16 protein-coding genes are annotated in these 22,815 nt (G+C 35.1%); 7 read left to right on the top strand and 9 right to left on the bottom strand.

What is annotated here, in order from left to right:
* Positions 1–372: 372 nt before the first annotated feature.
* The 4 genes from ABD692_RS15940 to ABD692_RS15925 all read right to left on the bottom strand — a co-directional run bounded on the left by ABD692_RS15940 (position 373) and on the right by ABD692_RS15925 (position 6,746).
* Positions 373–2,007, bottom strand: a complete 1,635-nt coding sequence (locus tag ABD692_RS15940) for an ABC-F family ATP-binding cassette domain-containing protein (protein ID WP_344768550.1) — start codon at positions 2,005–2,007, stop codon at positions 373–375.
* Between the two features lie 342 nt (positions 2,008–2,349).
* Entirely contained in the window at positions 2,350–5,043 is a 2,694-nt protein-coding gene (locus tag ABD692_RS15935) for an outer membrane beta-barrel protein (protein WP_344768548.1), read from the bottom strand.
* Positions 5,040–6,068, bottom strand: a complete 1,029-nt coding sequence (locus tag ABD692_RS15930; RefSeq protein ID WP_344768546.1) for a FecR family protein — start codon at positions 6,066–6,068, stop codon at positions 5,040–5,042. The genes ABD692_RS15935 and ABD692_RS15930 overlap by 4 nt, the downstream gene beginning before the upstream one ends.
* A gap of 54 nt (positions 6,069–6,122) precedes the next feature.
* Complete coding sequence (locus ABD692_RS15925; protein ID WP_344768544.1) at positions 6,123–6,746, bottom strand: RNA polymerase sigma-70 factor; 624 nt, start codon at positions 6,744–6,746, stop codon at positions 6,123–6,125.
* Between the two features lie 211 nt (positions 6,747–6,957).
* Between ABD692_RS15925 and ABD692_RS15920 the strand changes: the two genes are divergently transcribed.
* Entirely contained in the window at positions 6,958–9,237 is a 2,280-nt protein-coding gene (locus ABD692_RS15920; RefSeq protein ID WP_344768542.1) for a glycosyltransferase family 4 protein, read from the top strand.
* Positions 9,238–9,351: 114 nt separating this feature from the next.
* On the opposite strand, the gene ABD692_RS15915 is transcribed toward ABD692_RS15920, so the two are convergent.
* From ABD692_RS15915 to ABD692_RS15895, 5 genes are all read right to left on the bottom strand, one after another.
* Positions 9,352–10,818 (bottom strand): glycoside hydrolase family 130 protein, encoded by a 1,467-nt coding sequence (locus tag ABD692_RS15915; RefSeq protein WP_344768540.1) that lies wholly within the window; start codon positions 10,816–10,818, stop codon positions 9,352–9,354.
* A gap of 135 nt (positions 10,819–10,953) precedes the next feature.
* On the bottom strand, positions 10,954–11,601 hold the full coding sequence (gene pdeM, locus ABD692_RS15910; protein WP_344768538.1) for a ligase-associated DNA damage response endonuclease PdeM: 648 nt from the start codon (positions 11,599–11,601) through the stop codon (positions 10,954–10,956).
* Positions 11,598–14,060, bottom strand: a complete 2,463-nt coding sequence (locus tag ABD692_RS15905; RefSeq protein WP_344768536.1) for a ligase-associated DNA damage response DEXH box helicase — start codon at positions 14,058–14,060, stop codon at positions 11,598–11,600. The genes pdeM and ABD692_RS15905 overlap by 4 nt, the downstream gene beginning before the upstream one ends.
* Entirely contained in the window at positions 14,061–15,641 is a 1,581-nt protein-coding gene (locus ABD692_RS15900; RefSeq protein ID WP_344768534.1) for an ATP-dependent DNA ligase, read from the bottom strand.
* Positions 15,641–16,657 carry a ligase-associated DNA damage response exonuclease gene (locus ABD692_RS15895; RefSeq protein ID WP_344768532.1) on the bottom strand — a complete coding sequence of 339 codons (1,017 nt, stop codon included), beginning with the start codon at positions 16,655–16,657 and terminating at the stop codon, positions 15,641–15,643. Before ABD692_RS15895 ends, ABD692_RS15900 begins: the two co-directional genes overlap by 1 nt.
* A gap of 380 nt (positions 16,658–17,037) precedes the next feature.
* On the opposite strand from ABD692_RS15895, the gene ABD692_RS15890 reads away from it, so the two are divergent.
* From ABD692_RS15890 to ABD692_RS15870, 6 genes are all read left to right on the top strand, one after another.
* Positions 17,038–18,318: a hypothetical protein gene (locus tag ABD692_RS15890; protein WP_344768530.1), complete on the top strand. Its 1,281-nt coding sequence runs from the start codon at positions 17,038–17,040 to the stop codon at positions 18,316–18,318.
* A 224-nt stretch (positions 18,319–18,542) separates the two neighbouring features.
* Complete coding sequence (locus ABD692_RS15885; protein ID WP_344768528.1) at positions 18,543–19,256, top strand: helix-turn-helix domain-containing protein; 714 nt, start codon at positions 18,543–18,545, stop codon at positions 19,254–19,256.
* Positions 19,246–19,344, top strand: coding sequence for a hypothetical protein (locus tag ABD692_RS20990; protein ID WP_425567349.1), 99 nt, complete (start codon positions 19,246–19,248; stop codon positions 19,342–19,344). Before ABD692_RS15885 ends, ABD692_RS20990 begins: the two co-directional genes overlap by 11 nt.
* A gap of 226 nt (positions 19,345–19,570) precedes the next feature.
* Positions 19,571–21,436, top strand: a complete 1,866-nt coding sequence (locus tag ABD692_RS15880) for a PAS domain-containing sensor histidine kinase (protein WP_344768526.1) — start codon at positions 19,571–19,573, stop codon at positions 21,434–21,436.
* A 163-nt stretch (positions 21,437–21,599) separates the two neighbouring features.
* On the top strand, positions 21,600–21,977 hold the full coding sequence (locus ABD692_RS15875; RefSeq protein WP_316757241.1) for a VOC family protein: 378 nt from the start codon (positions 21,600–21,602) through the stop codon (positions 21,975–21,977).
* Positions 21,978–22,011: 34 nt separating this feature from the next.
* Positions 22,012–22,455, top strand: coding sequence for a VOC family protein (locus ABD692_RS15870; RefSeq protein WP_344768523.1), 444 nt, complete (start codon positions 22,012–22,014; stop codon positions 22,453–22,455).
* The last annotated feature ends 360 nt before the right edge of the window (positions 22,456–22,815 follow it).

Genomic DNA, 22,815 nt, shown 5'->3' with positions numbered 1-22,815 from the left:
TTTGGTCAATAGTTCATTTTTGATTGGCTAATTTACTTAAACCAGCTAATTAGTAATTTAATAATATGAAAAGCAGGGCTTGAAATACATCGGTTATTTCAGCCCTGCTTTTTGCTTTATCCCGATGAAAAATCGGGATGCTCGCGTCAATCAGGTTTAGAATACGCTATCTTGCTGCCCTTGGGAAACTGTTCCTTATTAATGTAAAAACACACCTTAACACAGACTCCATTAATTCTGAAATACTGGTTAAGAATGGTGTTAAATTCAAATTCCAACTAAAGTGCTCTAAACCTTAGTTGGAATTGTAAATAACATTTTAAAAAGTATAAATATTTTTTTTTAAAGAAATAAGTTAAGTTGCGAGCTAAATTAGTTTTGCTCAATTTCCTTTAAGCTATTCATTTTTTTGTAAGCTAAGAAACCCTTAATATCTTCAAAGTGTTCACGAACACGTTTATTGCCAAATTCAAATACTTTTTCTGCAAGTCCATCTAAAAAATCTCTATCGTGAGATACCAAAATCAAAGTACCATCAAAATCTCTCAAGGCATCTTTAATAATGTCTTTGGTTTTCATATCCAAATGGTTGGTTGGCTCATCCAAAATTAAAACATTTACAGGCTCCAATAATAATTTGATCATGGCCAAACGTGTTTTTTCTCCACCAGAAAGTACCTTTACTTTTTTAGTCGTATCATCGCCGCTAAACATAAAAGCACCTAAAAGATCTTTAATTTTTATGCTACCATCACTTAAAGGAATCTGATCAATGGTTTCGAATACCGTTAAACTCTCATCGAGTAATGCAGCCTGATTTTGGGCAAAATAACCAATCTTGGCATTGTGCCCTACTTTTAAACCACCTTCAAAATCGATTTCGCCCATAATTGCTTTTATCATAGTCGATTTACCTTCACCATTTTTACCTACAAAAGCTACCTTTTCTCCACGCTCGATCACCATTGATGCTTTTTCAAACACAACATGATCACCGTAGGTTTTGGTTAGCTCTTCTACCATTACTGGATATTGACCAGAACGTGGCGATGGAGGAAATTTCAATCGCAATGCCGAAGTATCTACTTCATCAATCTCAATAACTTCAAGCTTTTCTAGCATCTTAACACGAGATTGTACTTGCAAAGTTTTCGAGTAGGTTCCTCTAAATCTATCTATAAACTCTTGATTATCGGCAATAAAACGTTGTTGTTCTTCGTAAGCTTTCAGTTGGTGCACACGACGCTCGGCACGCAATTGAAGATAGTGCGTATATTTTGCCTTGTAATCGTAGATTCTACCCATGGTTACCTCGATGGTACGATTAGTAATGTTATCAACAAAAGTTCTATCGTGGGAGATCACCATTACTGCTTTTGCAGAGTTAATTAAGAAATCTTCCAGCCATTGAATACTTTCTATATCCATGTGGTTGGTAGGCTCATCAAGCAAAATGAGATCAGGTTTTTTTAATAAAATCTTAGCCAGCTCGATGCGCATACGCCATCCTCCAGAAAACTCAGAAGTTTGACGAGCAAAATCTTTACGTTCAAAACCTAAACCTTTTAGCACTTTTTCTACTTCTGCATCATAATTGGTTTCTTCAATCGAATAAAATTTTTCGCTCAATTCTGATACACGTTCAATAAGCTTCATATAGTCATCACTATCATAATCTGTACGGATAGTGAGCTGTTCGTTTAACTCATCAAGCTCTTTTTGCATTTGGTTTACCTCTGCAAAAGCTTTCATCGTTTCTTCAAAAACTGTTGCTTTATCTTGTGTAAGTAAGTGTTGAGGCAAATAGGCTATTACGGCCTCTTTTGGTCCAGTCACGCTCCCTGAAGTAGGTTTAGTAACATCGGCGATGATTTTTAGAATGGTAGATTTACCTGCTCCATTTTTGCCCATAAGGGCTATTTTATCGCTTTCATTTATCGAAAAAGTTACGTCGCTAAATAGCGTTGTTCCACCAAATGAAACGGATATATTATTTACATTAATCACAATTGGGAATATTAAATCAGCGGCAAAGATAAAAGAAAGACACGGAATTATAGAGAGCAGAATAAAAGATTAACCACCAGATTGAAGTTTCATATTTTAGGTAATACTTTTATTCTTCGCTAAATAAAACATCGGTTTAATGTTTATGAAATTTGTGAATTAAGCTTTTATTTTTAAATTTTATAAAGGATTAATTAATCCGTTTTTATTCAGCAAACCGTAATTCAATTACAGGTAAGCCTTTAGACATTTTCCGTTGTTTAAAACTTCGTCGGAGCTACTAACACTTGGCGCATATAAACCAAGCCCATCTAAAATAATATTACGTTTAGCAAAAACTGTTTACTTAATTCTACCGTTTTCATTTTCAAGTGCAGAACTTCGGTTTCTAGGACCTTTTGAATTGCCGGTTGTGAACCGATAACTAAAATTTACCTTTATCTGTCGAGATTCAAAATAGCTATAGTTGCGAATATACAGGCCATCAACACTTTGTATTGAATTGGCTTTACTCCCCTTATAAATATCGCTAAAAACCAATCTGAGCGTTGCTTTGTTATCCATAAAATTACGTTGTAAACCTAAATCTATCTGGCTATTAGCATTTTGAAATTGGTTGGCTCCAACCAAACGCCTGGAGTTGTATACCCCCATTACTTCCCCACTTAAACTATGAGGTAATTTAAAGGTTTGCTGCAAACTCAATCTACCTGCAGCTTGTTTAAGATCGAGTTTTCTATCAGCACCAAAGTCAATTTTGTTAAGTAATCTAAAAAAAGTGCCGTTAAATGTAATATTCCACCATTTGTACGGGGCAATAGTTTGGGTAAGCGTTAGTGCCAGATGTTTTTGTACGCCAAGATTTCGCGGAACCATAACAATTCTCGTTAGGCCTACGGTATCCGTTACCTCAACACTGAAATTATCTGTATAAGTGTAACTAAGGCCTATTATGGTCGAACTTTTATATACATATTGTAATAAGGCCCGATGGCTAAGTTGAGGTTTTAAAAAAGGATTGCCTTGCCAATAAGAAAGTTCGTCGAGCAAGTAAATAAAAGGATTTAAATTTTGATAAGCAGGCCTATCGATCCTTCTGGAATAACTAAATGAAAAACTATTTGAGACCGAAGGCTTTATATTGACTGAAAAATAGGGAAAAAGGTTAGTATAGTTTCTACGGATAGACTGCTCATTCCCTGCTACGGCACTAATCTGGTCAAGCTTACCAGTTGACCTGGAGTTTTCGGCTCTTAAACCGCCCTGAAGTTGCCATTTCCCATAATCTCTTTTATAATTAAAATAAGCACTAGTTATTTCCTCTCGATAAGCGAATCTGTTAGATCTGGATGGATCCAAAACTTCTACATTTGGCTGTATTTCCAGAAAACGCGAATCGTTGGCAGATGATACGGAAGAATATTTAGCACCTGTTTCCAGTTTCCCCTTCCAAAGATTAGTGGTATAATCTAGTTTTACGGCCCTTAGCCCAATATCAATTGCATTAACAGAGCGATAAAGATTATCACTTAATATCGTATTGTCATTTGCTGTGTATTTGTTTGATTGAAGGTTTCCTGATCCCTTTGTAAAATCGCCATAATCGGCATCAAAATTTATTATCCTTCCCAGTGTATCTTCATATTTATAATTGAAGTTAACATTGTAACGTTGGGTTTGCTGATGGTAATAGTCGTTTATAGCGGTAAGCACCTGGTCTACATTTGTACTCGGAGCGATACCAATTTCAGTTCTAGTATCTGTTATTCCACCACCAAAAATAAAATTGCCATTCAATAATATACCAACAGTCTGTTTTTTGTTTATCGCAAAATCGGCTCCTAACCTCGATCCCATTTTATTTCGCTTATCAATATCATCAGTAAAGCTGTTGTAAAATTTGCCTTCCTGAATTCGATCTGCACCGTATAGATAAGAATAGTAACCTAAAAAATGACTGTAATTTCCATAGATTGTAAACCTGTTTTTTCTAAAACTTAGAGAAAGGTCCTGGTTCTGTTTAAAATATACACCATAACTCAAACCCGAAGTTAAGCCGGCACTAAAACCTTGAAGAAGGGACTTTAAAGTCCTTACATTAATAATCCCTGCCGTTCCCGAGGCATCATACTTAGCGCTAGGACTATTGATGATTTCAATTGACCGAATATCTGAAGACGACATTGATTTTAGTAATTCGGCAATTTCTCTGCCAGAAAGATATGTTTGCTTACCATCTATAAGTATGGCTGCACCTGCTTTACCATTAAGTGAAATGCCATTATCGCTACCTACAGTTACGCCGGGCGCCCGCCCTAGTAAATCAAGTGCATTCATACCTTGTGCACTAATGCTTTTAGATACATTGAACACGATATTCCCTCCATCCATCTCAATTATATTAGGACTTCCTGTTACTTGCACTTCTTTTAAAACCTTTGTTGTAGGCTTTAACTCTAATTTCCCGACGTTCTTGTATTGAAGATATTGTGGTGTTAAAAGAAGTTTAAAGACCAAGAGTTCATAACCTAAAGAGGAGATTTTTAGCTTGTAATCTTTATTACTTTTAAAAGCGTAAGCAAATTGAAAATTTCCTTGTTCGTTAGCAATAGCTCCATTCAAAAGCAATCCATCTTCAAACAAAGAAATTGTTGCAAAGGGCACAGATACCTCGTTACCATCTGCATTTATCACACTTCCTGAAACAACTGTTTTTGCAATTTTATTTTCTTGTTCTTTTAATAACTTGCTTCCGATAACAATCATATTTTCGGAAAGCAATTGATAGAAAAGTTGCTTGCTAGACAATACACTATCTAAAACTTTAAAAACTGTTAAGCTATTCGTATTCAGCGAAACCAACATCGTATCTGTGATCACATCATCGCTATATACAATGTTATATCCACTCTGTAATTGGATTTGTTTAAATAATGCGTGAATTGGTTGTTTGTTCAGATTTAATGTTAGTTTACGTTCTTGCGCAAATACCACAAGATGGCTCAACAATAGTATTAGCAGAATAAGTTTTCTCATTTCTCGTCCTTAATTATAACCAACCTATTGTTAATGGTGTAAGTTAATGGATAAGATAACTTTATGGCCTCTAGTGCTTGCTGTATATTTTCATTTATAAATGTTCCACTAAAACGCTTTTCTTTTAATTTTTCGCTTTGAATTTCAATCTTCAAATCGAATTTTTTCTCCATACGAAGCGCTAAATCTTTAAGTTTTTCTTTATTAAAAGTTAGTGTATCGGCTATCCATTTAGTATCATTCCATAATATTTCTGTTTTTACTTGCTTTACTAAAAAGTTGTGCTGTTCAACATTTTTTGAATTGTTAAACGTAAGTTTTTCATTAGGGTGTAGCAAAACTCTTCTTTTATGGTTTAATCTGTCGGTTACTTGGATTAATCCTCTTACCAGTGCAACCTCAATCTCATTGCTGCTGTTATAAGCATTAACATTAAATGCGGTACCTTTAACTTCTATATCGATATCACGGGCATGTATAAACAATGGAACAGATGAGTTTTTAACAACCTCAAAATATGCTTCACCTTCTAAAGTTATCTCACGTTTTTGTTGACCAAAAGCCTTATTATAACTGAACGTAGAATTTTTGTTTAGCCAAATTTTGGTACCATCATCAAGTACCTTAAAAATTTTTTCATTTGTTGCTATTACGGTTTCAAAATTTTGGTTTGTATTATTAAGAAATAAATAATAGCCCATTATACTTGTACCAATTAAAACCATCAATACTGCAGCTATTTTTAACCAGCTTGAATAGAAAAATGGATTTTTCTTTGGCTTTGCATAATCAAATTTACCACCAAAATTTTCACTGCGATTAGCTTCAATTAATTCCCAAACCTGATTTAGTTGCGATATATTTGCCTTTGAATATTCTTCTTTAAAATAGTTGTCAAGATTAACGGATATTTTTTTACACTCTTTGTTATTATCGATCATCTTTTCCAATAAGATGCGATCTTCTTCAGCAATTTCTCCCGAAAGTTTTTTTGACAACAGCTCTGTGAATTGTTCTTTTTCCATTGTTTAATGCATATATATTAAAGACAACTTTGCGTAAAGAACTACTTACTGCTTTTATAAAAAAAACATCAATAAACCTGAAAGCGATTGTTTTTTAAATATTTTAGCTTGAGGATGGTAGCCGAGATACCCGCTTATAGCATCTGCAAGTGTTTTTACAGCTTTATATAATTGATTTTCAACTGTTCTTATTGAGATACCCAAGATCTCTGCAACCGCATTAGTTTTAAGTCCTTGCTCTTTTATAAGCCTAAATATGAGCCTGCGTTGCTCTGGAAGTTTCTCAACTGCCAGATCTAACAATCGAGCCAATTCTTTGTCATCCATTTCCTTAAAATTTTTATCCAAAGGCTCTTGAAATGATTGTTCATCGGGCCATGCAGCAAATAAAAGGTATCGCTTTCTTTCATATCTAATCAAATTAAGGCACGCATTTTTAATGGAAACGTATAAATATACTTCTGGATTAATCACTTTTGATAACTCAATTCTTTTGAGCCATAACTTTACAAAAAGTTCAGAGGTGATCTCTTCTGCGCTTTCTTGCTGTTTCGTATACTGTACAGCAAAAGAGAGAAGTTTGTTATGGTACAAGAAAAAAAGTTCATCGAATGCAGCCTTGTTTCCCTCCTGAATTTCCTTAAACAATAGTACAACCTTCAATTTTTCTTCTGGCATCAACCCTCAATTTTAAAACAAACAATTAGCTTATTGATAATGACACGGAATTTTGAAGATATACTTATTTCAGGATAAAAAATAAATGTAAATAGATTAATATCGCCAGAATAAGTAACTCAACTATAAGATAAACAAAGAAAATGATTAAGAAAGAAAACCATTTGAGTTGAGTTGATGTTGTTTAAGGATATCAACCTATTAGAATGACATGAGAGTTGCCTACATTTCTACTTACCCACCACGCGAATGTGGCTTAGCTACCTTTAATGAAGACTTAGTTAATGCTTTAAGTTTAAACCCATCGTATGATTCAAAGAAAAGTTTTGTAGTCGCGTTAAATGGGTCTGAAGATCTTAATGAACACGATTATCCAAACGAGGTTAAATTTATTATAAGACAACAAGTTCAGCAGGATTACATAGAAGCAGCTGATTTTATTAATAATAGCGAAGTAGATGCTTGTATAATCGAACATGAATTTGGAATATATGGAGGCGATAGCGGTGTCTTCCTTCTCTCACTGGCTAACAGACTGAAGAAACCTTTTGTTACCATTTTACATACCGTACTGAAGGAACCCAATTTTATGCAGCAGACGATTATCAAAGAAATCGCCCTAAAGTCTTCTAAAATTGTTGTAATGAGCCAAAAGGCCTTATTATTTCTAACCAGTATTTACGAAGTACCTAAAAGCGCTATAACTTTGATTGAACATGGCGTTCCTGATATCGAACCAACTGTAAATAATCAGATTGCTCAAAGCGAGCTATTTAAAAACAAAAAAATACTCTTCACCTTTGGATTAATTAGTCGCAATAAGGGGTTGGAAACTGTTATCAAGGCTTTACCTGCAATTGTTGTTAATCATCCTGATGTTTTGTATGTGGTTTTAGGGAATACCCACCCTGGCGTTATTAAGCACAATGGGGAAGAATATCGCGAGAGTTTAAAGGCTCTTGCTGAACAACTTGGTGTAAGCAACAACATTGTTTTTATCAATAATTTTGTATCGCAGGCAGAATTGCACCAATACCTAACGGCTTGCCACTTGTATATAACACCTTATTTAAATGAAGCACAGATAACAAGTGGAACCCTCTCCTATGCTGTTGGTGCGGGAGCAGCGGTAATTTCAACCCCTTATTGGCATGCAGAGGAATTACTTGCTGAAAATAGAGGACAATTATTTGATTTCAAAGATGACGTTCAACTTTCGAAAATTATTAACGAACTTTTAAGTAACGAAGCTAAACGGCAGACACTTAAACAAAATGCCTTTCAATATGGATTAAATTTAAGATGGCCTGCCATTGGTAATATCTATTTAAAGACATTAGAAGGTGCATTACTTCGGCAAAAAACACCAGATAAGGCAATACCTACAATATTAGACGTAGAAAACATGCCTTTATTAAATCTAAGTCACATTGCCTTGCTAACAGATAACACTGGAATTATACAACATGCCCGCTTTGGTATTGCTAATTTTAAGGAAGGATATTGTATAGACGACAATTCAAGGGCATTGATTTTAATGTTGATGCTCTATAAACAAGATAAAAGCCAGATTTCCTTAAAGTTAATGCCTGTTTACTTAGGTTTTCTTCAATATATGCAAACCTCTGACGGATATTTCAGAAATTTCCTCAGTTTTAACAGGAATTATTTGGATGAGGTAGGTTCAGAGGATTCTTTTGGACGAACAATATGGTCTTTAGGTTATTTAATTTGCTGCTCTCCTAATAATTCCTATCGGGAGTTTGGCAAAGAACTTTTGAGTCATTCGGTTACGCATTTTAAAAATTTAAAACATCTACGAGGCATAGCGAACTCATTGATCGGCGTTTGTTATTATCTGAGTGCCCATCCTGGAGATGAACGTTTTGTTGTAGAAGCCGACCATTTGGCCGCCTCATTAATAAGAGCATTTAAGAATTGTAAAGATGAAGAATGGCATTGGTTTGAGGATAGTTTAACTTATGATAATGCAATTTTACCGTTATCGCTACTACATTATTATGAAATTAGCGAAAATACCGAAGCATACGGTGTTGCTATGGAAAGTATTGCATTCTTAAACGGATTTTCGTTTGAAAATGGCTATTTGAATCCAGTTGGCAACGACGGCTGGATGAATAAAAACGGCAAAAATCCAATTTACGATCAGCAGGCGCTTGAAACTATGGCAATGGTGTTGATGTATTCGAAGGTTTTCGAAATTACTAAAGACAATAAATACTTAAAACTTATGCAAATAAGCTATGAATGGTTTTTAGGTAAAAACAGCTTACACGTACCCTTGTATGATTTTGAAACACATGGCTGTGCAGATGGATTACAATTCGATAGTGTAAATAGAAATCAAGGTGCAGAAAGTACAATTGCCTATTTTGTTTCGCATTTAGCAATTTTGAAAGCAGCTGAGTATGAATATGTTTCTTTATCCTCCCCTTTAATTGCCGAAAAAGAGGTGTGTAATAAATTATAATTTCATATCGTGAATTTCTAGCTTAATCCACCAAAAAATATGGTTTCCTATTTAACCTCAAGGGCTAAAATAGGAAACCATAAATAATTCCTTTAATATAAAATTGGTAACTTCTTAATCTTGATCTTTTAGGATTTTATCCAATAGATTATTTAATGGCACAATAGCAAAAGAAGAACAATAATCTGATAAGCCATATGGTATTATTAGATTACCGTGATGTATAATAGAACCACAAGAGTATAGTACGTTTGGTACATAGCCTTCCCTTTCATCCATATTTGGCACTAACAGTGGCTCGCTTAAGCGGCCAATTTCTTTAGATGGATCATTTATATCAAGCAGGCTTGCACCCAGGCAGTATCTTCTCATCGGGCCAACACCATGTGTAATAATTAGCCAGCCCTGGTCTGTTTCTATCGGAGAACCGCAATTGCCAATTTGGATAAATTCCCATGCGTGCAAAGGCGCTTGTAACTTAATAGGATCATCCCAAACAGTTAATCTATCCGAATACATTAAGTAGTTATTCCAGCCATCAATTCTCGACATCATGGCGTATTTTCCGTTAATTTTTCTTGGAAAAAGCGCCAGATTTTTATTTTGAGCCCCTTTACCATGCAGTGGGCTTACCTTAAAGTTGTAAAAATCTTTAGTCTGCATAAGTTTAGGCATAATGGTATCACCATCAAAAGCCGTGTAAGTTGCATAATAAATTACAGAACCATCATCTTTAATGAAACGGACAAATCTGGCATCTTCTATTCCCTTCCTTTCAAATTCTGATATTGGAAAAATAACACGATCAGATAAATCTGTATCTTTCGAAAAAGACATTTCATGATAAGTATCAGATAACCAAAGTATTTTATCGCACTCTAAATGCTCTGCATTATCATTTGTTGAGTTTTTAATATCTAAAAGAATTCTTCTCAGCTGAGCGTAATCAAATTTATCATCGAGTTTATCATTCAATCCAGCAATTATTTTTAAATCTATATTAGCCTCCGAAGCTTTTTTCAAAAACAAGCGTTTATTATAAATTTCGTTTTTAATAATTTCTGCCTCGCTAACATAATTGCTTACAGGTAAAATATTGATATTGCAATTGGCATCAATCACAGCCCTTCTAAAAACTATAGATGAAATATGGCCTTCTCCCACAGCTCTAAAGCTTAGTATTAGCCTTTTTTCACCTTGAATCAGATATTGCTGATTAGGATCTTCCACTACCGAAGGGTTAAAGAAAGCGGCAGATTCAATTGAATATTCATTAGTAAAATAAGAACCAATAAGATATTTTCGATTATCATTTAAGTCTGAATAATCTAAGGACATTTTTTCGAAAAGACCAGTAAGTTTTTTACAATTCTTAGCAAAAATCTTGGTTATATTTCTGTGTCTTTTTGAAAACTCCTGTAATAAAGGAATAATAAGATCATAAACTTCCTGATCGTTTAATTTCATTACATTCCTGATTACCTCTGTCGCTCTTTCATCTCCATTGTAAAAATACCTGGCGATTACTCTTTTTGGATCGGGATTAATTCTAATGGGCAACCTGTTGACTTCTACTCTCATAATCTTTATTTTTATTGATTAACAGTTTAGTTATAAAATAGTTGTTGTTTATTTTATTAAAAAGATGAGTTAAAAACAAAAATGATAACCTGTTAAGCCTGCTTATTTAAGCAATTTTCGGTGGCCATGGTTCCTTTAAATATTAATTATACCAGAATCATGAACTGCATAATAACTCGCATTTTCAAAAATTTTCGCCGTATACAAGCCAGTAAATTCACTAAAAGCAGGCAATATAAGTTGATGATTTCCAACTACAAAACAGGGTAATCTGATGTGCTTCTTTGTAGGAAGCATTAAGCTTATTCCAGGATGCAAATGCCCGCTAATCGTTGGTTTCAAATCATTTTCTGAATGTATATGATTAAAAAATATATTTTCTATTTGATAAGTATTGCAAACATGGTCGATTCCCATTTCAGCTATTAATTCTTCGCTAATCCGATCGTGATTACCTTTAACCAGTAAAAATTCGGTTTCTGCAAATTTTCCAGTTAACTGCTTAAAAGCTTTAACTTCATTATTGTGGCCTGCATGTACCAAATCGCCCACAATAATAACTTGTTTAGGTTTATATAATTCCAGCAAAAACGATAAGCGTGCCAAATCATTTTGACCAATTTGAGTGGGTACAGGAATACCGTTTTTTCTAAAATGTGCTGCTTTACCTAAATGTAAATCGGCCAATATTAATGCTTGTTTTTTAGGCCAAAACATGGCTTTGTGAGTAGATAACCAAAAACATTCTCCTGCAAAATCAAGGGTGTACTCTGCTAACTTCATTTTTTACTTTTGGTTTGCCTATTTTGATTATCCCGTAACTTTTGAATACGGAGCAATAAATCTTCGCTTGATAAAGATTGCCTTAAACTATCAACTTTAATTGGGAAGCTCAAGGGGGTAAATTTATTTGTAAATCTAAAAATAAGTTTGCTTTTATTTATCCGTTCAAAAGCTGCTCTCAACCTGGGCTCTTCTAATTGATGATTGAACACTTCCGTATAAGCTTGTTTTAACAAAATATTTTTAGGATCGTGTTCTTCTAACACTTTAAAAATAATGCCTGATGATGCCTGTAACGATTTGTTATTTTTTTGTTGGCCTGGATAATTTTGCATCACCATTCCAGAAATTACAGCAATATCCCTAAACTTCCTTTTAGCCATTTCCGTAGCATTAATACTGCTTAGCACATCATTAATTAAATTTTCTGAGCTTAAAACTTTTTTTAGTTCAGTCAAACTGAGATTAATTTCAGAATCGGAAAAGAGCTCAAAGCCATAATCGTTCATCGCCATAGAAAAACTAATAGGATATAGCAAACTGATGCGATGAGCAATTAAGGGCGCCATAACCTCATGAACAATTCTACCTTCAAATGGATATAAAAAAAGATGATTTCCTTCTTTGGTTTTAATTAATTCTACCAAGAACTCATCTTCAGCAGGAATATGAGAATCCTTATTTTGTTCTAAGCCTAAGGGTGCTAAAAATTTAAGTTCTTTTTCTTTAAAATCTCCAGTACCAAGCTGGGCTAACTTTTGGCGTAAAAAATGACTTAAATTAGTACTCAATGGCAAACGACCACCCAACCAGCTCGGCGTAATTGCTTTACCCGAACTCTTTTTTACATAGGCGGTCATATCTTTAATGCTGGCCAACTGCAGTATATGGCCTGCCAAAACAAATTTATCACCCTGTTTTAATTTTGATATAAAATATTCCTCAATCATACCAATATAGCCACCAGAAACCAATCTAACCCGCAACATGGCATCACTTACAATTACGCCAATATTAATTCGATGTAACATGCCAATTCTTCGCTTCTCTACAACCAACAACCCCTCTTCATTTTTTACAACTTTATGAAATTCCTCATAATTATCCATCGCTGAACCGCCTGTAGTTATAAAAGCGATGCAGTTATGCCATTCTTCATCGGTTATATAGTTAAAAGCATGACTATTCTTAATAACCGCGAACATTTCCTCCGACTTAAATCCACCACCTAACGCCAAGGTTACCAAAAATTGCAGCAGTACATCAAAGCTTAGTACAATTGGCTCCCTGGGTTCTATAGTTTTAGTTTTGATGGCTTCTTTTAAAGCTGCCACTTCCAAAAGTTCTAAAGCATGGGTAGGCACAAAATATATTTTCGACACCTCAAAAGGACTATGTCCACTTCGCCCTGCCCTTTGCATAAAACGGGCGACACCTTTACTCGAACCTACCTGTACAACGGTATCAACAGGTTTAAAATCTACTCCCAGATCTAGAGAAGATGTAGAAACAACTGCCTTTAGTTTGCCAAGGCTCAAGGCTTCCTCAATCCATCCTCTGATATGTCCATCTATAGAACCATGATGCAAAGCAATCTGCCCTGCAAAATCAGGGTAACTTTCTAAAAGCATTTGGTACCAGGCCTCACTTTGGCCTCTTGTATTGGTAAAAACTATAACCGACTTGCTATCAAGAATTATTGGTACTACTTGTGCCACCAATTTCGTACCCAGGTGACCTGCCCAAGGCAAAACATCTAATTCCTTCGGATAAACAGGCAATATTTCGATGTGTTTTTTTTCTTGAGCAACAATTTTTACCCTTTTCTTTTGCTCTGGTATTAAAACTTCCATCGCTTGGTCTAAATTACCGATGGTAGCGGTAATTCCCCATATTTTTATTTTAGGTAAGATATGTTTCAGAAAAGCGACAGCAAGCTCAATCATAACACCTCTTTTACTGCCTAAAAGTTCATGCCATTCATCAATTGCTATGCCTTTAAGGTTTTTAAAGAATTTTTCCCTACTCTTTTGAGCAATTAGAAGGTGTAAACTTTCTGGCGTAAGCAGTAAAACATCAGGCATTTGTCTGGTTTGTCTTTGCTTGATTTTTACATCCGTATCTCCATTTCTCACTTCAACTGTCCAATCTAAACCGATTTCATCAACGGCTTCCTGCATGGCCCTGGCTAAGTCTGTTGCCAAAGAACGCAACGGACTTACCCAAATGAACTTCAATCCAGAATGATATTTCTCTGGATTATTCATGAAATCGATAATCAATGCTAAAAAAACTGAAAATGTTTTACCAAAGCCCGTTGGTGCCACAACCATTCCACTATAGCCTAAAGCATATTTCTCCCAGCATTTTTTCTGATACTCGAATGGAGCGATATTTTTAGAGCTCATCCAATCTGAAACCACTCTATAACCATCAGTTTGCTGAAATTTATTTACCATTTAAGGAATCAGTTTTTTAATTTCTATTATATCATCTATATCCGCAACTGTTTTATCTTTTCGCCAGCGAACAATTCTTGGAAACCGTAATGCAACTCCCGACTTATGTCGATTACTGTAAGCAATACCTTCAAAAGCCAATTCAAAAACCAATTCAGGCTTAACTGTACGTACAGGCCCAAATTTTTCGATGGCATTTTTATTAACAAAACGGCTTACTTCCTGAATTTCTTTATTGCTCAAGCCAGAATAAGCTTTGGCGATAGTTACCAGTTTATCCTCCTGTTTCACAGCGAAGGTATAATCTGTGTAATAGGCACTTCGCCTTCCTGATCCTTTCTGAGCATAAATTAAAACCGCATCAATTGTTAACGGCTCTATCTTCCATTTCCACCAATCGCCCCTTTTTCGCCCAGCGTGATAAATGGAATTGTATCGCTTTAACATCAATCCTTCACTGTTAACTTCTCTGGAATTAGCTCTAATTGTTACCAGATCAGACCAGTTTTTAAAGCTAATAATTTCTGAAATATGGAACGGATTTCCTGGATTTAATTTAATCCAGGTTTCTAATTTACGCCGCCGTTCGATAAATGGTTGATCACGGCAGTCTTCTCCTTCCAGTTCTAACAAATCGTAAAGAAAAATTTCTACAGGAATTTCCTGAAGAATTTTAGAAGGTAAATTTTTCCTGTTCAAGCGCTTTTGCAGCTCATTAAAATTTAAAATCTGCCCATCTTTAACGGCTAAAACTTCGCCATCGAGCACAAAATTTCCTGAACATTTTAACAAAGCATCTCTAATTTCTGGAAATTGATCTGTAACGAGTTCCTCCCCCCTCGACCAAATAAAAACTTCGTTTTCCCTTTTAATTAACTGTGCTCTAATCCCATCCCATTTGTATTCTGCCTGCCACTCTTCTGGTATGGCCGATTGCTCAAAGTCTTCCGATAAAGGATAGGCTAAGCAAAAAGGATAAGGTTTTGAAATAGCTGCACTGATGTATTTTCCCTGTATCAAGCTATCAAAATCGACCTCATTTATATTCCAGCTTCCCATTATACTATGGGCAACAGCCGAGGCTTCCATATCATAATAATGCGCCAGGGCATTTATTAAAGATTTAGAAGACAGCCCAATTCTAAAACTACCGCCTAAAAGTTTATTAAAAATAAAACGTTCTGTAAGCGGTAAATTATCCCAGGCATTGAGTACAAAAGATTTTTTCTCTGCATCGTCTTTGCCAGATAACTGTTGAATCAAATTCATCCATTGAGATAGATTATAATCGGTATAACCAGTTTCAGGCGGCAAAATAAGCGCCAGAGTTTCTGCCAGATCTCCAACCGAAGAGTAAGCTTCTAAAAATAACCATTCAGGAATTCCTGTTAATTCTATTGCCCATTGCTTAAGTAAAGCCGTATTTACATTTCTTTTTGGCCTTTTACCTGTAAAAAGTGCAAGAAACCAAAGCTTGTCCTGGGCTGTTGCCTCCCTTAAAAACTGATCTACAGCTTCCAGTTTCAGCTTAGTTTTATTGCTGCTATCCAGCTTATTAATTAAAGATGCAAAAGCCTTCATTACCCTACAGTTTTAACTTCAAGTTTTTCTTCACTTTCTTCTTCCTCTTCACCAAATTTTGTCTTTAATTCTACGGCTTCAATTCCAATTTCGTTAAGGTATTTTGCAAAAACCGCTGTTTGCCCATGCGTTACGTAAACCTTTTCTGCTCCAGTTCCTTTTACAGCTTCCAGCAAGCCACTCCAGTCGGCATGGTCGCTAATTGCAAAACCTGCATCTGCACTTCTCCAGCGTCGGGCACCACGTAACTGCATCCAGCCAGAACATATTGCATAAGCCATATTTGGGATTTTTTTTATCAGTCTAGAATCCTGCAAAGCGGGAGGTAAAATAACGATTTCCTTATCCAAATATTTTAAATCTCGATTAAAATCTAAGGTATCATACACGGGCAATTTAATGCCTACGCTTGTGTAAGCATTGTTCAATCGAGCAATAGCGGTATGTACATGTAATTGTGCTACATCTTTCAGGGCCTGCATAATGCGCTGGGCTTTTCCCAAAGAGTAGCCAATAAATACAGACGTTTTACCATTATTTTGGTTATTAAGTACCCATTGCTGCAACTGTTCATTTTGCTGCTCTATCGGAAGCCAGTTATAAATAGGTAAACCAAAAGTACTCTCTGTTATGAATTCATGACATTTAACAAGTTCAAATTCAGTAGAAATACCATCATTCTGCAACTTATAATCGCCCGAAATAACGACAACCTTTCCTTTGTAAGACAAGCGAACCTGTGCGGACCCAATAATATGGCCCGCAGGATGAAGCGATAAATTAACCCCATTGATTATTAAACTTTCATTGTAATTTAAGCCCTGTACCTGAATATCTTCACCAATACGGCTTTTTAAAATTGGCACGGTAAAGTGATGGCAAAGATATTTTGTCATACCAGGTCTTGCGTGGTCGGCATGGCCATGTGTAATTACAGCAAAATCTACAGGCAACCAGGGGTCTATATAAAAATTACCAGGTACGCAATAAATCCCCCTTGGTGTAAATTTCAGCATTCTAATTTTATTAAGCAATTAACAAACCTTCCCACTAAGAACATTGCATGAGGTAAAATGTTTAAGTAAATAATTGATGTGGTTGGACAAGTAGGTTACATTGGCCAACGGGAAAACTATTTTAAAAATCTTTATGTCTCTTTTATTACAACTATCGTAGTTTACTACAATTTCAAGGAGAAGAATTTAGTTGCACAACATTCATTTAGCTTCAATTGATATTTTTTATAGAATTGTATTATGTAAGTGGGATTTTTTTCAAATTAAGGTTCTCAACAATTTATAAAGTATCTAAATATTTAAAATTTGCATTTTTTCATTTAAAACTTATAATAATGATAAATTAAAATAAGGGGAGATTTGTAGAATATTAAAATTCTATGAGAAATATATTTACTACTGTTTTTCTATTTATCACCTATTTTGCATACGCACAAACTGGTATTGGAACAATTACCCCGCGAGCAACTTTAGATATTATATCGAAACCTGCAGACTTATCAGTTGTTGATGGAATTATTGCACCACGTTTAACTGGTAATGAATTAAAAAATAAAGATAACATATACGGAAATAATCAAAACGGAACGCTTGTATTTGCAACATCACCCGCTTCTCCAAGTACTCCGAAAACAATAGAAGTGGTTAAATCTGGATACTATTATTATGATGCCACAGCAGAGAAATGGCTTGCGTTTAAAAGTTCAGCAGATAATCAAACTATAACAAATGTTATTAGTAACCCCATTAATACCATAACTTCTACGGTTAACGGAATTACCTCTACCACAAGTGCCGTAAATTCAGTTAGTAATTCCGTTTCGAATACGAACTTTTTAACCACCACTGTTAACGGAATTAATAGCACCCCTGTTGCTGTAAAGAATATTTACAATAGTGATGGAACTTTAACGGGAAATCGCACGATCACAATGGAAGGTAATGGGCTTCGCTTTGGAAGTGCAACAGGTGATACCAACTTTGATGGAAATTATATTTACCAAACCTCTAAAAGCACTTCTGTAACGCACCAATTAGAGGCTGGAACAGCTCCTAATAATGGTACACTATCGATGTCAATTGTTTCAGGAACTCAGGCAACTATTCAGGCTGGTAATGGTGCTAATGTACTAGTGATCAGAACACAATCTACAAATCTTCCTGCACCCATTACATTTAATACATCTAATGGAGGGGGCGCAACTGCTCAAGGAAGAGCAGAAATTAGTGGCGACGGAAGATTTAATGTTGTTCAAAGTTTAAGCGTAGGATACAACAGTCAACAAACCTTTACTGGATCCCAAAAACTAAAAGTAAACGGAAGCATCGTAACCACTTCAAACACCTATCCAGATTATGTTTTTGAGAAATACTTTACTGGAAACTCGTCCATAAATCCAAAATATGATTTTAAAAAACTTGAAGAAGTCAAATCATTTATACAAAAAAACCATCATCTTCCAGGCATTATATCTATTAAAGATTTACAAAAATCGGAAGGCGGATATGCTATCGATTTAACAAAACTAAGTATTCAGCAACTGGAAAAAATTGAAGAACTATATCTCCATGTTATAGAATTGGAGAGTTTAACAAAAAAGCAGCAAAATCAAATCCAAAAGTTAGCAATCAGATTAGAAAATATTGAAAAGAACTTTTAAAGCAATAGCTCATTCCAATTTCTTGATGATGTGCAGCACTTTTTTTTCTAAGAGATTTATTAAGATATTTGTAATTTTAATAAAAGCTATTAGTCATGGAAAATGATGTGCCCTATTTCAAAACGTTCAACGAATTTTTCAGTGCCCTGAACCTCCAGCCATCAAAATTTGAAGGAATATATGTTGACAAACTGGATAGATTGTAGACACATCCTTCTCTAGAAATGCCACCTTTCAAACATAATTTTTATGGAATTAAATTATTGATAAAGGGAGAAGGTGTGATGAGGATTGGTAAGTGGAAACAAACCTTAATGAGTCCTGCTATATACGTATCACCACCGAATCAGATTGCTTCCTGCGTGATGAAAGACGATGATATTTTAGAATATGCTTTAGCGATTTCGGTTAAATTTGTCGAAAATCACTTAAAATTAAAAAAGTTCATATCTGTATTCGACTATTTCCAGGCTGATAAATCTGCACCAATGGTTGTAGAGGCAAAAGAATTAGAAGAACTAATGACTATTTTTGATTGCATTTATGATGAATATAATTCAGATGAAAGAGAAGGCTCTATAGAAATTATGGCCTCAGCAATTTTGATTTTATTTATGAAAATAAAAAGGCTCCATCAAAAATATATTGTTGCCACTAATATTTTAGATGAGGTTAATTCCCTAAAAAAAGTTGATACATTAAGTAATCGTTTCCTCACTTTGTTACAAGAAGAAAATCAAAACGAAAACTCGGAAACGATCGAATACAATATTGCCTACTATGCTTCTAAATTAGCCGTACATCAAAATTATTTAAGTTCGAGGTTAAAAACAGAAACTGGCAAATCTGCCAAAGAGCATTTAAATGCAAAAATAATTCATACTGCAAAAACTTTGCTACAACAAACAGATTTACCAATAAAAAAAAATTGCGTCTAACTTAAATTTCAAAGAATCGTCTCACTTCAACAACTTTTTTAAAAAACAAACTTCGCTTACCCCAAAGCAATTCAGAAAAGAAGTTTAATCACCAAACTACCTTACTTAAAGCAAATTATACTCACGCTTAGTAAATCGCTTCTAAATTTTAACGATGATGCAATTCTTATTGTTTTCATCTCTTCTAATTTCCTTCTTATAAAATTTAAAAGCGTATCAGCTCACTTGTAAAATGTTGTTGCCTTTGCTAATTTAATGCGTTTTTAAACTGATATTTATTCCATAGATTTGAGGAATACTCAACTGCCTACTGAATGGATTTAAAGGATAATGCGCAACTGTTGTTTTTTGTAGAAAGTGCTCCAATCGGCATTTGCATACTTAACGCGAATTCCCTTGTAGTCGAAATGCTTAATGATAAATTTCTGGAGATTGCAGGCAAACCTAAAGAGTCGATTTTAAATAAGTGGTATTGGGAACCTTTTGCTGAAGTAAAGGATTTTTACCAAAACGCTTTGAAAAATGTTGCAGAAACAGGAATTGCTTATCATGCCGATGAAGTACAAATGACTTTATTACGTCATGGAAAGGCTGATGAAATATTTGTAACGTTCGTTTATGCTCCCATAAAAGATTCAAATGGAAACATCTCTAAAATTGCTGTTTGGGTATTGGAAAATACCACTCAGGTACACGAAAGAAAAAAAGTTGATCAGGCAAACAGAGCCTTGGAAAAAGAGCGTGATAGGCTAAATGAATTTTTCATGAAAGCTCCAGCTGGAATTTGTCTGTGGACGGGCCCAAATCTCGTATATGAAATGGTAAATCCTGCTTATCAAAAAATTCTGGCCAGACGAAATTTACTCGGACGCCCGATTTTAGAGGCTGTACCAGAATTGAAAGGAGCACCACTTATCGATTCGATGTTAGATACTTATCATAACGGAACACCTTTCGAAGTGCATGAGCTTTATGTGCCAATTGCCGATTATGAGGGTGGCCCCACAGTTGATCGATATTTTACCTTCAACTACGTACCCAGAAGAAACGTTAATAATGAAATTGATGGCGTTTTTAATTTCGTATTTGAAGTAACCGAACAGGTTTTGTCCAGAAAAAAAATTGAAGACAGCGAAAAGCATTTTCGCCACCTCTCCGATTTGGTACCTGCCAAAATTTCAAATGCATTACCATCGGGTGAAGTCACTTTCTTTAATCAAAAATGGCTGGATTTTGCTGGGATGAATTTTGAAGATTTAAGAGATTTCGGATATCACCAAATGATGCATCCAGATGAAATTTCAGACTTCCAGGCAGGTTTGGAGCAGGCCGCAGCTTCTGGCCAACCTCATGTTTCGGAAATGCGTTTCAAAAATACAGAGGGAAAATATATTTGGCACCTGAATATTGCATCTCCAATACTTGATGAAAATGGTCAGATTAAAATGTGGGTTGGTTCAACCACAGATATTCAAAAATTAAAAGAAGAAGATCAAAGAAAAGCTGATTTCGTAAGCCTTTTATCTCATGAACTAAAAACTCCCGTCACGTCAATTAAAGGCTACATTCAGTTAATGCAGCGTGAAATCAAGAAAAATAATCTGCAAAAAGAAAAGATTGAAAGTGGCTTGGATCGCGTAGATAGACTTGTTAAGCAGCTTACTGGTTTAGTATCAGATATGCTGGATTTATCGCGTATAGAAACAGGCCGCCTTGATTTGAACAGAAAAACAGTTGTCTTAAACACTTTAGTAACTGAAGTTGTTGAAGATTTTAGAATGACAGCACCTGAACGAGACATTACTATAACACAAAGTGAAGAGTTGGTTACACAACTGGACCACGACAAAATTGCGCAAGTATTAATCAATCTAATCTCCAATGCGATTAAGTATTCGCTGGCAAAAAGTCCGATAAATATCGAAATAAGCAAATCTGATCAAAACGGTATGGTTAGCATTACCGATCAAGGCATCGGAATAGCTGAAAAAGACCACAAGAAAATATTTGAGCGCTTTTATCGTGTAGAAGGTAAAGATGAAAAACATTTCTCTGGATTTGGAATAGGATTATACCTTGCCCACTCAATTATCGAACGTCATGGTGGCAAACTCACCATTCAAAGCAAACCACAAAAAGGCTCCACTTTTACATTTTCTATTCCGCTAAGCGATTCTTAACACCTTCCCACCTTATACGGGAAATTATCATGAGAAAAATCTAAAATCGCAATTATAAGCGAGTTTGATTTTATGTTATCTTCGTTTATTTTTTGTGCAAAATAAATATTGCAGCTGGCTATAATTTAATCTAATTTAGAGTAGCAATATTAAAAATTAACTTATGAAAACTGTAAATCTGGGTGCATTCTGCATCAGTCTCGCTGTGAAAGATATTCACGCGTCAAAAGCATTTTACGAAAAATTGGGTTTTACCGAAACTGGCGGAAATATAGACCAGAACTGGTTGGTGCTCAGAAACGAAGATAAAGTTATAGGGTTGTTTCAGGGGATGTTCGAAAAAAACATGCTCACCTTCAATCCTGGCTGGAACCAACAGGCTCAACCTGTGGAGACTTTCACTGATGTTCGCGAAATTGCTAAACAACTTTCAGCTAATGGATTGGAATTAAATGAAACACCCAAGGGCGATAGTGGTCCTGCTTATATAACTTTAACGGATCCTGATGGAAACCCAGTGTTGATAGACCAACACCGTTAATTCTTGTAACTAAACCAAATAAATTTTATAATATATGGCAACAACAAACACCTATTTAAATTTTAACGGAAATTGCGAAGAGGCATTCAATTTCTATAAATCCGTTTTCGGTGGCGACTTCACTTACATCGGTCGTTTCGGCGAAATGCCACCTAGCGAAGAATTTCCAGTAGCAGAGGCTGACAAAAATAAAGTTATGCATGTTTCGCTACCAACTGGTGCTTCGGTTTTGATGGGAAGTGACAATGGCGAACAGTACGAATCTTCTTTTGTTAAAGGCAATAATTTTTCAGTTTCGATAAATGCCGATAGTAAAGAAGAGGCAGATAAATTATTCAACGGGCTTTCAGCAGGTGGCCAGGCAACTATGCCAATGAGTGATACTTTCTGGGGTGCATACTTTGGTATGTTTACCGATAAATTCGGAGTCAACTGGATGGTAAACTATGATGATCCTGCTAAAATGCAACAGCAATAATTACAAAAAAGGATTTAACCAGAGATAGTTCAATCCTTTTTTGCTTTTGATATTATCCAAATTATTCTTTTATAAGAAACCAATAATTTACCACGTTATTATTTGCTTCTAAAACATTATAATAAAACGTGAAAAGGATACTTCTCTACATTAATTAGAGCATGTTGATTAGAAACGGGCACTTCTGCCAACAGCTGATCGTTGCTTGGCCGCCCAACTTTAAATTTGTTTGTAGCCGCACAAAATCCAATTTAATAATTAAACAACAAAAAACTTAACTCGTTTTAAATACCAAACTTTGGTCGTTAAACTAAAACCTTACTTTTTCGAAATAACAACTGTTATTATGCATTGTTCTCG

This window comes from Pedobacter ginsengiterrae, assembly GCF_039537385.1.
Lineage (GTDB): Bacteria > Bacteroidota > Bacteroidia > Sphingobacteriales > Sphingobacteriaceae > Pedobacter > Pedobacter ginsengiterrae.
Note: the sequence above shows the minus strand (reverse complement) of the source record. Positions and strands in the feature narration are given on the sequence as shown.

Excerpts from the sequence above, each read along its gene's own strand:
- ABD692_RS15885 (WP_344768528.1), top strand. The coding sequence starts at position 18,543 with ATGCCACCTTTCAAACATAATTTTTATGGAATTAAATTATTGATAAAG.
- ABD692_RS15925 (WP_344768544.1), bottom strand. The coding sequence starts at position 6,746 with ATGCCAGAAGAAAAATTGAAGGTTGTACTATTGTTTAAGGAAATTCAG.
- ABD692_RS15905 (WP_344768536.1), bottom strand. The coding sequence starts at position 14,060 with ATGGTAAATAAATTTCAGCAAACTGATGGTTATAGAGTGGTTTCAGAT.
- ABD692_RS15920 (WP_344768542.1), top strand. The coding sequence starts at position 6,958 with ATGAGAGTTGCCTACATTTCTACTTACCCACCACGCGAATGTGGCTTA.
- ABD692_RS15915 (WP_344768540.1), bottom strand. The coding sequence starts at position 10,818 with ATGAGAGTAGAAGTCAACAGGTTGCCCATTAGAATTAATCCCGATCCA.
- ABD692_RS15875 (WP_316757241.1), top strand. The coding sequence starts at position 21,600 with ATGAAAACTGTAAATCTGGGTGCATTCTGCATCAGTCTCGCTGTGAAA.
- ABD692_RS15890 (WP_344768530.1), top strand. The coding sequence starts at position 17,038 with ATGAGAAATATATTTACTACTGTTTTTCTATTTATCACCTATTTTGCA.
- ABD692_RS15930 (WP_344768546.1), bottom strand. The coding sequence starts at position 6,068 with ATGGAAAAAGAACAATTCACAGAGCTGTTGTCAAAAAAACTTTCGGGA.
- ABD692_RS15935 (WP_344768548.1), bottom strand. The coding sequence starts at position 5,043 with ATGAGAAAACTTATTCTGCTAATACTATTGTTGAGCCATCTTGTGGTA.
- ABD692_RS15900 (WP_344768534.1), bottom strand. The coding sequence starts at position 15,641 with ATGAAGGCTTTTGCATCTTTAATTAATAAGCTGGATAGCAGCAATAAA.
- pdeM (WP_344768538.1), bottom strand. The coding sequence starts at position 11,601 with ATGAAGTTAGCAGAGTACACCCTTGATTTTGCAGGAGAATGTTTTTGG.
- ABD692_RS15895 (WP_344768532.1), bottom strand. The coding sequence starts at position 16,657 with ATGCTGAAATTTACACCAAGGGGGATTTATTGCGTACCTGGTAATTTT.
- ABD692_RS15880 (WP_344768526.1), top strand. The coding sequence starts at position 19,571 with ATGGATTTAAAGGATAATGCGCAACTGTTGTTTTTTGTAGAAAGTGCT.
- ABD692_RS15870 (WP_344768523.1), top strand. The coding sequence starts at position 22,012 with ATGGCAACAACAAACACCTATTTAAATTTTAACGGAAATTGCGAAGAG.